Genomic DNA, 12,827 nt, shown 5'->3' with positions numbered 1-12,827 from the left:
CGGCGCTGGTGGGCGAAGAGGATGCCGAGTTTGCCGGCGGAAGCTACGTCGTCATCCAGAAATATCTTCACGATCTGGGGGCCTGGGGACGCGTGCCAACGCCGTTGCAGGAAGAGATCGTGGGTCGCACGAAGATCGACAATATCGAGATCGACGACGACGATGCTCCGCGCAAATCGCACAAGTCCCTCGCCACCATCGTGGATGCTGACGGGAACGAGCATGACATCCTGCGCGATAACATGCCCTTCGGCCGTGCGGGTCATGGGGAGTTTGGCACCTATTTCATCGGCTATTCCCGATATCTGTGGGTGATCGAGAAGATGCTGCAGCGCATGTACCTCGGCGACCCACCCGGCGCTTACGACCGGCTGCTGGACTTCTCGACGCCGCATACAGGCACGACCTTCTTCGCGCCGGCGCGGCCGGCGCTTCAGGCAATTGCTGCGGGAGAGACGCCGGGTCGGTCCCTCCCAATCAGTTCAACAACCGTGCCGTCGTGAGCGGTGTAAAACCCTTGGTCAGGCGATGTACTTAGCTGGGATTCTGAGCGAGGGAATCTCAAGGCACCCTGGGATGTTGGGCCGAACAGGGAGGCAATTCGCTCTGCAGTCGTTGGGCACGCCGCGGCTTCAGGTGGCGCCGTTGGCGGGTTGCTGCGCGGACTCCCGAAAATGGGGTTTGTCCGTATGCCGATATCGCGACGCAGAGGTTCGGCGGTTATGAGTGTCCGAGAGACAGTCCGGTGCTGATCGGTTTGACGATAACCGGCTGGTGTCGGCCCAGGGTGGCGAGCAAGCGGCGTTCGGCCTTGTCGAGAGCGTCGATAGAGGCGAACATTTCTATAGTGTAGCATCCACGCGCGAAGAAATCGCTGGCTGCGGCGACCATCGTGGTGAAGTTGGCAGGCCAGTGGCAGAGAAGAAGAATTGGCCAATCGGGATCCGGCGGTGCGTAACGGCAGAAGATGATGGCGTTACTGTTCAATGCCGATGCGCGTCGGTCGAACAAATCGGGGACCACTGGAGAGGAGCGTTCGGCGCAAAGGAACGCCTCGATCTCGTCGAGTTCCGCGAGGGCCTCTACGACGATTGGATAGTAACGTCCGAGCGGAAGGCTGGGAGCGGCGTACCGAGATGGGATATCGATCACAAGGATATCCGGCATGGTCGCAATTGGCCGGGGATAAAGAACCCGGCGAGCGGCAAGGTGATCGATCAGGCGCATCGCCGGGTAAATGGCGATGCATCTGACTTTTGGTCAACAGGAAGCCATGTGACGTGACGCCCTATTCTTCGCGTTGGGCTTTGGCGGCCTCGTTGATCACCGCGCGCCTGGCTGTAGCCTCCGCGCTTGCTGCCATGGTTTCCCAGGTGTCGGCGGAGCGGTGATGCATCGCGCGCTTGTTTGGCAGGTTCGTCCTGGCGGCAGCCGCGCGCTCGGCGCCGGCATTGGCGCGGTAGGTTTTTCGATGGTCGTCATCGGGCATATGTCGGATCCAGCGGCGCAAGATCAATCGACCAGGGGCAAGTCGGCATTTTTGCGTCAGTAGCGCACAAGGGGGAACCGACGTCAGGAGCGCCAGGCGAAATTCGGTGGTCAGGCTGCGAGGCGATCGACGCCTTCGTTGAACCGCTCAATCCATTCGCGCATCTGAGGGCGGCGCTCGACGGGGATATCGGCGGCGACACGCTGGAAATCGACCAAGTCGACCGGAGATCCAGCGATGATGGCGTCTATTTCACTCGCCTCCAGCAAGGCGTTGTCTCGAATGAACCGCGTCATCGAGCCCGGGCGGGACTTGGTCGAACTGCGCCAGAGGCCTTCGACGTTACGAAGTCTCGGGGCGGCGCGGGCCTCCAGCAGTACGATCAGCCTGAGGCACCAACGGGGTAAGCTCATCAATTCGTGCGATTTTTGGGCGGCACAAATCCAGCAGGCGGATTTAATCGGAATGGGAAGGCCCTCTGCGCGGATGCGCGCGGCGCAACGTTCACGATCCCAAACCCAGTCGCGCAGGGGATAATGATAGTCATAGAGGGGCGAAATATGTCCCTCGCGGTGGGCGTATCGTCGGGTGTCGGCAGGCGAGCTGTCATAGCCGATCAGCTTGACAACACGCTCGCCGCGAGCCCATGCTGCCCGCGCCGGCTCCCAGTTCGCAACCCATTGGTCTTGAGGCTGAATTTTCCATTTCGACGAACACGAATGGCGCCCGAAACTGATTGACGGCAGGGTCGCGTTAGTCAGGCAGTTCTCAAGTAACGTGAAGTAGGGCGGCCAATGTTTGAAGCGCTTCGGGACGTAACGGACGACATGATGCTCGATGCCGTGATCGTCCATCCATTTCTGGAAGATTGGGAGATACGCATAGGTTTCTTCGCGCTCGACGCCGGTATCGGCCGTCAAGACGACGGACAGGGGGAGGCTTCGAGCGACCCATTCAATAATGAGGGCGGTGGAATCGACGCCCATGCCCCAAGCTGCGACGACGGGCTGGTTCGGTGTAAAGCCGCGCGCGGCGTTCATCACGCCACCCAAGCCAATATCAGATCGTCGTCGGCGGGGCGACGGGCTGTTACCCGAAACGGCTGCAGCGGCGTGCCCGTGCGAATGACGAATTGATCGACATGGGTTTCGCGGCGCAATTGGGTTGCGACAGCGTAGCACCGTTCGAACGTGGTCAGTCGGTGGCGCAAGGGGGACAGCGCGGACATGGTCGGCTCCTGTGGCGAATATCGAGAACGGTCAGGCGTCCGGGCAGCGGGCGCGCCATGCGAGAAAGCGCTGGAGCGGTTGTGGCCCGTCCAGGGTTGGTGAAGGCGCGAAATAGCGCCGCGCGAGCTTTTCCCAGGTGCGCCTAGAAAAGGCAGCGCCTGATATGGCGTGCATGGGCGGCGGGTCGGTTTGAGCGTCGACGCGCGCTGGACCCGGGTCCGCGTCGGGGTCAAACTCCAGAATGGCTGCCATCGACCGCTCCTCGTCGTTCAACGCGATGTCGAGCGTCGCGAGTTCGAGCTGGACGGTGGTGTCGTCATACGCTGCATGGCGGTCGGCTGGGTGCTGATGCATGGTCACATCCTGTCCTGCGAAAGGGTGATCGGGGGGACGGCTCGCAAGGCATCGTCTTCGAAAGTTGGGAATTTGCTGGAAGGTGGCTCGTCGCAATCAAAGGAGATCCAGCTGGCACCGGAATCATGGGCAGAGGCGAGTAAGCCCCAGAGGTCCGGCGACAGCGTGTCAGGACGTTCGAAAGGGGTATCAAGAAAGCCGAGGTGAACAGAGAAGCCATATTGATGCGGTTCGATCGACAGATCGGGATGATCGACGATTACGCGCCCGCGACGTCGCGGCGACCTCGCGATCAGCGCGTCGATTTCGGCACGTTCGTCAGCCGGAAGATGGGCAGTTGAGCAGATGCAGATGTGCAAGCGGCGCATGGCCATCTCCGCGAATCGGATTGAAACTGGCAAACCCGGTGACGTGCCTGGGTCCGGGCCGTCAGTTGGAGGCGGCTTCGGGAAGGAAGGATAGAGCCACGGCGCCAGCCCCTGCGATCAGGCTGATCGATCGGCCGGCGGGGATCAGCCAGACGATTTCGTCGGCGATCGCATCACGGATTCGTTCGAGCAGCGCCTCTTCTTCGCCAAGGAGGATCTCGTTGGCGATGTGCCGCGCGGCCTGTTCGAATGCGCGATGCTGCGTGTCCCAGCTATCGCTGTCGTGATCCTCGTCATAGCTGAAGGATGAAGCGTCGATCAGCCAGGCCAGCGTTCCGGGCGTGATCGCGGCGGTCCGGCTGACCAGGACCACCGCTTCGTCGAGGCTGCCATAGCCGCCGTTCCGACAGACCAATGCTTCGACCGGCAAGAGATGGTTCTGGCTCGCGTCGGACGCATCGGGGAGTTCGATCGTGACGTCGAGCGTGATCGAATCGACGCGTCCGGAGACAAATTCGGGGGGAAGAACGTCTTCGTCCGCATAGCGCAGGATTCTGTCGCCCGTATCGATGGCGAACGCTATCTCAGCAACGCGCGGGAGCGCGTCATACCAGCTATAACCGGCGAAGGCGTCCCTGGCGCGAACGGGCCGTCGGCCGAGCGGCGAACCGTTGGAGAACGCCTGCGCGGCGCCCTGGTCAATATCCGGCTCGTAGTTATCCAAGAGGACCATCGGTTCGTTGACGACAGGTTCGCCAGACGGCAGGCCGTGCCCATCTGCGGTCTGGGGTGCCCAGGCTTCGAGCCAGGCTGCGGCCTCCGGCATCTGGACGCCGAGGTCATTCGCGCGGCGCCACGATGCAAAGGATAGCCTGTGGCTTTCGCGGGCAGCGAAAGCGCGGAAAATGGTGCGTTCCGCCGCTATTTTGAGCGCCTCAAGAGCCTCGTTCTGCACCATTTCCTTGTGGGCCGGGAGAACGAGCTGAAGTGCGGGCGAATCGACGATATCGACTTTGACGCTCCAGGGCTCGTGATGATCGGCCTCGGAGACAATCGGGAAGTCGCACCCGACGGTGAGGCCGTGGAAATTGATGCGCGGGCAATCCAGCGGCCGATTGCCGAGACCGCGGAACACACCGATGCGACATCCCTCCCATTGTTCGACATGGATCGCTCCGCCAAGGAAGTCGGCGCGAGGCTGGACGTTGCCGTGCAAGAACACGGGAAGCGGATAATGCAGTGCGCAATGGGCGGCAGCGCCGTCGAGCGCAGTTTCCCAGCTCTCCGGGAAATCGATGAGGATTTCGGTTCCGGCGCCGATGTCGAACGGCTCGACGGCAAGCGGCGCGCCGGTCTCCCAGGCATCCGGGGTGATGACGACGCGCCAGCCCTGCGCGGCCGAACGGGAATAGGAACGGATCTCGACGCGGTGTCCCGCAAGGCTGAACACGCCCATGCCCGCCGGGTCCTCGCGGTCGGCGATCTCGGCATTCCAGCCTGAGTCGCCGAGGGTCACGAGCTTGACGGGATCGTCGATCCCCGAACCGTCGTCGCGAACGACAAGTGTCGGATGGCCGGCAAGATCATGGGAGCGGATATCGACATAGGTCGCGGCGGCGCGGCGTGAGTTCTGAAGTAGCTCCGTGAGAATGTCGGACAGGCTTCCGTTGAATAGTCTCGATACCTTCTGGACCAGGGATTGGCCGACGGCGGTTTGGATGGTGGTTGGGAGGGACATGGGCGCGCTCCAGATGGACAACGGACCGATTCCGCCGCCTCGCCTGTCGTTCCCTCCCTCCTCCCAGGCGCGAGCGGTGGCCCGCCGAAACAGGATCGGCCCTGCTTGATGTCGAGCGCAGGGTTGTAGCGGCCGGCGCGAGTTTCGGCCGGCGATCGGACCTAAGAACGGTCCGGGCAGGGGACGTACGAGGCAGCCGTTCACGCGCAGGATGCCGCCTCGGGCAAGTGATCGAGAGAGCGCTCAACGATCGTCGCGTCCGCTTCGCAGTCGGCGCAGAAGGCATAGTCGAAGACCTGGCCCAAAACCCATGTCTGGGAAGTGACGTCCCAGGTCGCCCAAGCATCGCGCATGACGTCTTCGCTGCCGCATTGGCCACAGTGCATGCTTTTCTTGGTCATGATATCCTCCAGATTGAAGTTATTCCGATATGCAGGGACCGCGCGCCCATGCTCTTCAGGCGAAGAGGCGATCAGGTTCGACGGAAGGTGCGGAGAGACGCAGGTCACGGCGGATGCGCGTGGCGAGGCGCTCGGGCTGGACAAGCTCGTGGACCGACGCCCAGTGATTGCGCTCGCCAACATGATCGCGGCGTCCCGCGACGCGGTGGTACATGACCTCCTGGCCGGGGCCCATGCAGCCGAGACTCAGGCGAACCTGGACCTCGGCGCCGTGCAGGACCACGTCACCGCTGACGGCAACGCCGCCATGATGGGAGCGAACGTCATAGCTGTCCGGCGCAAGTCCGAGGGCGTCGGCAAGACGTTTGAGTGCCTTGCGCCCATCGGAGTGGAACAGCGTCTTGGCCGGAGCATCGTAGGCGACGCCCTTGTACGCCAGGGCGATAAGGGCAGGATGACGCCTCAGTTCGGCGATGGCATCCATGCAGGCGCGGCGCAGCTGCATGTCGGCGGGTCCGATCCCCTGGGCGACGGCGCCGAGATGGCGCGCGAGGAGGAGAACGGCGGGATCGTTGTCGCGCGGCCTGCCGGCATTGCGGCAATCCTCGATCGCGGCGGTCAAGGCGTGGAGGCAAGCCGGGAGCGTCGACAGCGCCGAGGGATCGAGGGCCTGGCTGAAGCGGAAGGCGACATCATACGGCATGGGGAAGCTCCGACGGCAAAGCGCACCGTTGCGCGCCCCCTCTCGTCCCCCCTCCCTCCTCGACGAGGCCGGGCAGTTACAGGTCAGGCGGCTCGGATCCTTTTGTTCGGGAGGAGTTCTGCGAAGCGTCGCTGAACCGACCACGCATCGGGATAGCGATCATCAAGGCCGTGCCGTGCCAATATCGGCGCGCGCGCGGTCGCGATCATGCCTGCCTCTTGCAGCGTCGGCAGCCGCGGCGGCCAGCCTCTGACGAACCGAAGGTCGGCCGGCATCGCACGCTCGATCCGCCGCCGTTCGATCGCGTCCCGTTTGGCGTGCGCGACATCCGCCGCGAGCGACAGAGGAAGCAAGTGTGGGGCGACATCCGCCAGCCAGCGTTGCGGCTGGAACGAGAAGGTCGAGTCGGCCTCCATCGAAACGAGATGGCGATAGAGATCGAGATTGTCGGTCGCCCGCGTCGCCGCCTGAAGATCATGGGCGGACCCGAGCACGCAAAAGGCGCAGGACAATCGTGTCGAGCGATAGCGGCAATAGGCCTCGTGCAAAGCGAGATCGTGACGTGCGTGGTAGGCGAAGATGTCGTCTGATGACCAGTCGACCCCGGGGTGCCAGCTGAGCATTCGCGTGCCGGCGGCGTTGCCTGCTTTGGCGAACCGGTCGTCGGCGCGTGACACGGGGGTGAAGCGGCGGCTCGGGCTCTCCTCCCGCCGCAAACCAATGACGGAGACGATCGTCTCGCCTTTGTACCGCCGAGCAAGGTCGGGACCGATGACCTGTATTTTCAGTTCACTGGTGCAAAATCTGAGCGACGCCGAGGACCATGGTCCGATGAGATTGTAAGTCGAAAGCGCTTCGTACCGGTTCTTGCCTGACGTGAAGCGTTGTTCCCAGCGGTCGACCATATCGCCCGCGCGCCGGCGCAGGATGAGGAGCGGAAGACCCAGCTGCTGCGCAACCCCTTCGACGAAGGACGGCGTCGATCGCCATTCTGCCTTTCCCAGGTCGGCATGGACGGCGATACGCCGCGTGCGGGGATGGCCGTGGTGGTCAAGCCAGGCCATCGCAGCATGACTTGTCGCCGTGGAGTCCTTGCCCCCGGAGAGGTTGAAAACGAACCATGCATTGCGGCGGACCGCGTCGAAGATTGTCGCGTCGGTAGCGACGTCGCGTTCGGCGCCGTTCGTGTGACAGGCGGCGGTTATGGCGATGCTCATTTCGCGGTCCGAAGTGGTTCGGTCAGGCGACGGCGATCAGGATGTCGACGGCCTGACGGAGGACAGCGTCGTCCGCGCCATTGATGACGACCGCGTCGGGATTGGTTGCGATGACCGCGCGAGTAACGATGGCGAGCGGCCGCTTGCGCAGCGGATATTGAAAGACCTGGTCGCGCTCGACCGTCACGAGGTTCGTGCGCAACAGACGCTTCAGCCGGCGATATTCGAGTTCACGGGAGAGGAGATCCCCGACCTCGGCTTCGAGGTCCGGCTCGAGGGTAAGGCCGTGGATCACGCGCGCCGGGCGGTTGGCCTTGAGCCATGCGTTGACCTGGGCTTCGGTCCATTGTCCGACCTGATGATAGAAATCGCATCCGCCATGGCCCTGATTGCGAGCGTGGAAGGCAAGCTCGTCATTGATCCAGACATCGGCGGTGAAAGCGCTCGTTTCTTGCGAGAGCGCGGCGCTGTAGGTGATGTTACGCAGGGCGATCTTCATGGTGGAGGCTCCAAGGGACGCTCCTAATCCGGGGAGCGCACTGACCTCCCCACTCCTCTTTCCGATTCAGTTCGTGCCCGGTGGGCTCTCGCCCGCGGCAGTCTTGTGTGAGCGATAAATGCGGAGTGGGCGGCGACTTGCGCGAGGTACATCGTTCCCAACGCGCTCGTTACACGTCGGCTTTTAGCAGGAGCCGACGTTCGCGCGTTCGCCAGCGCTGCTTTCCGGAATGAACAAGGTGCGAAGTGGACGATTTGGCGCGATCGGATTTGTAGGCGGTGTCCGGTCGGCCTAGGTTCCTGCCATGCAGAGCACCGACACCTTCTCGTTGTCACGAGGCGTCCTTACGAAGCTCGGCATCCCGATCGAGCGATTGTGCATACGTGCCGGCGTGGTGCCGTCCTTCGCGTGGATCACGAGCGACTTTTTCCGTATCTGGGCTGCAGCCGAGGAGGAGCTCGACGACCCGTCCGCGGGCATTCGCTTTGGTGCCGAAGGGATCGCACGCGGCTATGGCATCGCCTCGATCGTCGCATTGCACGCTCCTGATTTTCGCAACGCGCTCAGGGCGCTCTCCCGATACAAGCGCCTGACCTGCCCCGAACTCGTCGAGGTCGAGATCGCAGGTGACGAGGCAGTCGTCAGCTATCGCTGGCTCCAGGCGACGGGAGCGGTGCCGCGCCTGCTCGTCGATATGACCATGGCCTCGCTGCACGAACTCGCCCGGCGGGGCACCGCCGGGAAGGTTGCACCGATTCGGCTCGAACTGGCGCGCCGCCCTGCCGATGGGGCGCTCCTGCGGCGCCACTTCGAATGCCCGATCATCTTCGGGGCAGCGCATGACGCGATGGTGTTCGATCGAGCCGCGCTCGATATACCGTTCCTCACTGCGGACGGTGGTGCCTTTGCGCATGTGCTGGATGGCCTGGAACAGCGCGTCCGCGACGGAGAGGGCTTCTCCCGGCTCGTGGGCGAGGTACGCGTTGCGATCGCACGGCAACTGAGCGAGGGGGGGCGGCCCAGTGTCGCGGCGGTGGCGCGGCGTCTCAAGGTCAGCAGCCGCACGCTTCAGCGCCGCCTCGACGAGAGCAAGACGAGCTTCCAGCAGCAACTCGCGGGGGTGAGGCGGACCATGGCGAGCCGGCTCCTCGCCGCCACCGAGCTCGATACGGTGGCGATCGCCATGCTGCTTGGCTTCGTGGAGCCCAATTCGTTCGCCCGCGCCTTCCGCGGCTGGGAGCGGACGACTCCGATGCGCTGGCGTGAGCGAGAAGCCAGCGATCACCGCTTTCACGAAGGAACCCCGTCATGAGCCAGAAGCGGGTGCTGGTCACCGGTGGCTCCGGCTTCATCGCCGGGCACTGTATCCTCCAGCTCCTTGAGCAAGGCCACCTCGTCCGCGCCACCGTCCGATCGCTCGCGACGGAAACAGTGGTGCGCGGCGTTCTTGAGGATGCGGGCATGGTCGATGGCGACAGGCTGAGCTTCGTCACGGCGGATCTCACGAGCGACGAAGGCTGGGCAGAAGCCGTTGCCGATGCCGACGTCGTTCTGCACGTTGCGTCTCCGGTACAACCCGGGCACGTCGCCAACGAAGACGATGTGATCGTCCCCGCTCGCGAAGGCACGCTGCGCGTGCTGCGAGCGGCACGCGACGCGGGGGTGAAGCGCGTCGTTCTCACCTCGGCATTCCACGCAGTGAGCTGGGGACACCCGCATAGCGATCATGTGTTCACCGAAGCTGACTGGACCGTTCTCGATGGCCCGGGCGTCGATGCGTACGGCAAGAGCAAAACCCTCGCCGAACGCGCGGCATGGGACTTCATCGGCGCCGAGGGTGGCGCGCTGGAGCTGACCACGATGCTGCCGGTCGCAGTCATCGGGCCAGTGATGGGCAAGGACGTCTCCGGCGCCAACCACATAATCCAGCGCATGCTCGACGGCGCGATGCCGGCCGTCCCGAACCTGTTCATCCCGATCGTCGACGTCCGCGACGTGGCCAGCGCGCACATCATGGCGATGACCAATCCGGCCGCCGCGGGCGAGCGGTTACTGATCTCAAACGGCCGCGCGCTCGCGCTGAAGGAGATTGGCTCGGTCATCAAGGCGACGCTCGGCGACGCGGCGAAGCGCGTGCCGACCCGCTCGATCCCCGACTTCGTCGTGCGCATCGCGGCGCGTTTCAATGCCGGGATGCGTCCGTTCGTGCCCGACCTCGGCTATGCGAAGAAGACCTCGAACGACAAAGCGCGGCGGGTGCTCGGTTGGATACCACGCGACCCCCGTGAGGCGATCGTCGCGGCGGCGACGAGTATGGTCAGGAAGGGGTTGATCAAGGCGTGATCTCACACGATGAGCTCGCGATGATGGTGGGCGTCTGCTGAGCAGCCTCCACTGGCGAGCACCTCGCGCACGATTCCTGATCAGACAGTTGGCCATAGACAAAATCAGCCGGTTTGCCGGAGGCTGGCGGACGGCTGTCCGGAGTGCGGGCGGCAGCGCGGCACCCAACGCAATTATTCGGTAGTGAGCGACAGCTATAGGAGTCCCTATACCCGACGGAAAAGGTGCATTCTGGGCGCGCTGCTGACCGAACGCTTTCTGACCAGCGAACGGCCGTTCCTGTCTGGAGCAGACGTTTACGCGCACACCGACGTATGCTTTAGGCGGGCCGCGAACAGAGAACTCAACTATACGGCCAACTCTACCCGGACCTACCTGGAATCGCGTGATTTAGTGAAGCTCGTCAGCTTAGTCTCTTCCCGGCATAAATCCCGGACCGGGGGGTTCAGGCGCGGCCGGCCGGATGGTATGGTGGGATCCGTCGCCTCGCCATCGACTGGATCGAGCGCGAGGCGCCGATCTAATGTATCCACCGAGCGTGGCTATGGACCGAGATTGCGATGCGTGAACTGGATGAAGAAGAAACGCTGCTCCTGCGCCATCTGGATGGGGGTATTCCCACCCGCGATCTGATCGTCATCGTTCGGGATCTCGGCGAGATACTGCGTAACCGGGGGCATGTGATTCAGGCCAACGTCGCTGAAATCGCTGCTGACCGGCTCCAGTTGCTCAGCGCGCGCGTGGAAGCGTGATCCTTCCAAAAGCATGGTGATCTATTGCCACGCTTAGCGCAACACGGCCCCCCTTCTCGGCGCTATAAGCGGATGTTCCTACCAGTTGTGGACTGGGAGTTCGTCGGTGGTGCCAGCGTCGCAATCAAACAGGACGTGGTCGAAGCCGCGGTCCCGGCCAAAGCAAATGGCGGCAAGCAGGTCGCCCGGGAGTTGGCCTTGCGTCGCGGGGTCGATCTGCCGGGTCGGCACGAACCAACCATAGATGCTGCTGGCGACATTGAGCGGACGATCGGTCGCCATTTTTGAACACCAATGGTCGAGCAAATCGGCGGTCGATGTCGAAAGATGAGCGGTGGCGAGAACGCAATACCAGCCGGTTTCGAGCATGTACCTGGCAGCAGGAGGCGATGCGCCAAGTTCGATCCGATCGGTCGAGAGATACTCGTTTTCACGGTTGTCGAAATAGACGCCGGCGACGGCTTCGTCGTCGAGCGTGGCGGGATCGCGAGGGTCACTGATTTCGGTCCAGCCCTCGCGGCAATAGGCTGCGACTGCGCCCATAAGCCCCGCTCGCGTCAGCGCGACATAGTGATTCAGGCCATGCCGATGTTCGACCGAGGCGATGTGAATCTCCAGCGACCACGGCATTGGCGATCCTGCGACGTGGGATTCGGCGCTGGCCAGTGCCCCCAGCAAGGCAGCGCGGTCGTGCTCGACAAGGCTGGCGGGGTCTTCGATGGCGCGACGCGCGCGCGCCAGCAACCGCGCGAGATCGCGTTTCGACGTGTCGGTCATGACAGTTCCTCATCGTATCGGGCGAGCAATCGCCGATTTCGGCCATGGGCGGTGCTCGGCTGAGGTCAGGCAGCCTCGGCAAAAAGCGGTGGAAGCGTCACGTCGCCTTCGAGCGCGCGCCGATCGAGGACAGGATATGCCAAATCGGGCACCTTGCGCGCCGCGAGCTTGGCGGCGCGGGTCAGTGGGAAGAGATAGGCGTGGCAGCCGGGATGGCGCTGTCGGCGAAGGAAGCCGGTCCGTTCAAGATCGGTGAGCCAAGCGGCGCGATCTTCGCCAAATCCTGGTGGTCGGGCGCCGGCGCGAACAAGATCGTCCATGGCGTAGCGTTGTCCGCATTCCGCGTTGCGGATCTTGGAGACCGCGCGCGAGGAGATTGGGCGGCCGTTCGGCAGGATGAGATCGGTGCGCGGGCTTGAGCGCCCGACGTATCGGCTTCCCATGACCGCATAGAGTCCACCCACATGTCCCGGCAGGAACACGTGCCCGCCCTCGTCAACCCTTCGAACGGGGTCGGCGTAGGAGATGACGGAAAGAATCTCCGGTTTCTCGCGGCGCAGGATGCGGAAAGCGCAGGATACGAGGAAAGATTCAGCGTTGCCGCCTTGGGCTTGGTCGATCACGAGCCGGCCGAGGTCGCAGGCGGTGCGCGGATCGGAGAGTCCTGCCGTCTTGGGGACGCTGGCATTGTTGACCGGGTGCGAGAAGACGCAGACCCCGACAAGCTCCGATCGGCCACCCTTGCCATTGGCGAAAAGGCCAATCGAGAGGCGAGCGACCGGCATGGATGCGGCATAATGGTGCGCTTTGACGAAAGGTGCCGCGTGCAAGCGCGTGTCGATCACGTCGACGGAAAGGCGCGCGGGATCGATTTCGCTGGCGTTCGGGATCCAGCGGCAGCGGCGGTCGCGCCACCGCTGCGTGCGGGTGGTGAGCATCGTGCGATCTCCTGTATGA

17 protein-coding genes are annotated in these 12,827 nt (G+C 63.5%); 4 read left to right on the top strand and 13 right to left on the bottom strand.

What is annotated here, in order from left to right:
* Positions 1-8 precede the first annotated feature (8 nt).
* Positions 9-503: a Dyp-type peroxidase gene (locus tag WFP78_RS18555; protein ID WP_231564968.1), complete on the top strand. Its 495-nt coding sequence runs from the start codon at positions 9-11 to the stop codon at positions 501-503.
* 217 nt (positions 504-720) lie between these two features.
* Here WFP78_RS18555 and WFP78_RS18550 read toward each other — a convergent pair whose 3' ends face one another.
* The 11 genes from WFP78_RS18550 to WFP78_RS18500 form a co-directional block, all read right to left on the bottom strand.
* Complete coding sequence (locus tag WFP78_RS18550) at positions 721-1,227, bottom strand: hypothetical protein (protein ID WP_033964139.1); 507 nt, start codon at positions 1,225-1,227, stop codon at positions 721-723.
* 61 nt (positions 1,228-1,288) lie between these two features.
* Complete coding sequence (locus WFP78_RS18545) at positions 1,289-1,489, bottom strand: hypothetical protein (protein ID WP_033964138.1); 201 nt, start codon at positions 1,487-1,489, stop codon at positions 1,289-1,291.
* Between the two features lie 110 nt (positions 1,490-1,599).
* Positions 1,600-2,529 carry a hypothetical protein gene (locus WFP78_RS18540; RefSeq protein WP_336965694.1) on the bottom strand — a complete coding sequence of 310 codons (930 nt, stop codon included), beginning with the start codon at positions 2,527-2,529 and terminating at the stop codon, positions 1,600-1,602.
* Positions 2,529-2,717, bottom strand: a complete 189-nt coding sequence (locus tag WFP78_RS18535) for a hypothetical protein (protein ID WP_033965283.1) — start codon at positions 2,715-2,717, stop codon at positions 2,529-2,531. The genes WFP78_RS18540 and WFP78_RS18535 overlap by 1 nt, the downstream gene beginning before the upstream one ends.
* Before the next feature lie 31 nt (positions 2,718-2,748).
* On the bottom strand, positions 2,749-3,072 hold the full coding sequence (locus WFP78_RS18530) for a hypothetical protein (RefSeq protein ID WP_033965282.1): 324 nt from the start codon (positions 3,070-3,072) through the stop codon (positions 2,749-2,751).
* 2 nt (positions 3,073-3,074) lie between these two features.
* A complete protein-coding gene (locus WFP78_RS18525; RefSeq protein ID WP_156143023.1) occupies positions 3,075-3,440 on the bottom strand; it encodes a DUF5983 family protein in 366 nt (121 codons plus the stop codon).
* 61 nt (positions 3,441-3,501) lie between these two features.
* Positions 3,502-5,199: an ATP-binding protein gene (locus WFP78_RS18520; protein ID WP_336965693.1), complete on the bottom strand. Its 1,698-nt coding sequence runs from the start codon at positions 5,197-5,199 to the stop codon at positions 3,502-3,504.
* A 179-nt stretch (positions 5,200-5,378) separates the two neighbouring features.
* Complete coding sequence (locus WFP78_RS18515) at positions 5,379-5,579, bottom strand: hypothetical protein (RefSeq protein ID WP_033965281.1); 201 nt, start codon at positions 5,577-5,579, stop codon at positions 5,379-5,381.
* 55 nt (positions 5,580-5,634) lie between these two features.
* On the bottom strand, positions 5,635-6,282 hold the full coding sequence (locus WFP78_RS18510) for a hypothetical protein (RefSeq protein ID WP_033965280.1): 648 nt from the start codon (positions 6,280-6,282) through the stop codon (positions 5,635-5,637).
* Between the two features lie 83 nt (positions 6,283-6,365).
* Positions 6,366-7,499 carry a phosphoadenosine phosphosulfate reductase domain-containing protein gene (locus WFP78_RS18505; protein ID WP_033965279.1) on the bottom strand — a complete coding sequence of 378 codons (1,134 nt, stop codon included), beginning with the start codon at positions 7,497-7,499 and terminating at the stop codon, positions 6,366-6,368.
* A gap of 22 nt (positions 7,500-7,521) precedes the next feature.
* The gene (locus WFP78_RS18500; RefSeq protein ID WP_033965277.1) at positions 7,522-7,998 is read right to left on the bottom strand and encodes a hypothetical protein; all 477 of its coding nucleotides are present in this window, start codon (positions 7,996-7,998) and stop codon (positions 7,522-7,524) included.
* Positions 7,999-8,302: 304 nt separating this feature from the next.
* On the opposite strand from WFP78_RS18500, the gene WFP78_RS18495 reads away from it, so the two are divergent.
* The 3 genes from WFP78_RS18495 to WFP78_RS18485 all read left to right on the top strand — a co-directional run bounded on the left by WFP78_RS18495 (position 8,303) and on the right by WFP78_RS18485 (position 11,093).
* Positions 8,303-9,310, top strand: coding sequence for an AraC family transcriptional regulator (locus WFP78_RS18495; RefSeq protein ID WP_336965688.1), 1,008 nt, complete (start codon positions 8,303-8,305; stop codon positions 9,308-9,310).
* Positions 9,307-10,341, top strand: a complete 1,035-nt coding sequence (locus tag WFP78_RS18490; RefSeq protein WP_033965275.1) for an NAD-dependent epimerase/dehydratase family protein — start codon at positions 9,307-9,309, stop codon at positions 10,339-10,341. The genes WFP78_RS18495 and WFP78_RS18490 overlap by 4 nt, the downstream gene beginning before the upstream one ends.
* A 560-nt stretch (positions 10,342-10,901) precedes the next feature.
* The gene (locus tag WFP78_RS18485) at positions 10,902-11,093 is read left to right on the top strand and encodes a hypothetical protein (protein ID WP_033965274.1); all 192 of its coding nucleotides are present in this window, start codon (positions 10,902-10,904) and stop codon (positions 11,091-11,093) included.
* Positions 11,094-11,171: 78 nt separating this feature from the next.
* On the opposite strand, the gene WFP78_RS18480 is transcribed toward WFP78_RS18485, so the two are convergent.
* Together WFP78_RS18480 and WFP78_RS18475 are read right to left on the bottom strand one after the other, a co-directional pair.
* The gene (locus WFP78_RS18480) at positions 11,172-11,870 is read right to left on the bottom strand and encodes a DUF5983 family protein (RefSeq protein WP_156143022.1); all 699 of its coding nucleotides are present in this window, start codon (positions 11,868-11,870) and stop codon (positions 11,172-11,174) included.
* A 65-nt stretch (positions 11,871-11,935) separates the two neighbouring features.
* Positions 11,936-12,808: a Mom family adenine methylcarbamoylation protein gene (locus WFP78_RS18475; protein ID WP_033965273.1), complete on the bottom strand. Its 873-nt coding sequence runs from the start codon at positions 12,806-12,808 to the stop codon at positions 11,936-11,938.
* Positions 12,809-12,827: the final 19 nt, after the last annotated feature.

The organism is Sphingobium aquiterrae (genome assembly GCF_037154135.1).
GTDB lineage: Bacteria > Pseudomonadota > Alphaproteobacteria > Sphingomonadales > Sphingomonadaceae > Sphingobium > Sphingobium aquiterrae.
This window is presented reverse-complemented; position numbering and strand designations above follow the sequence as displayed.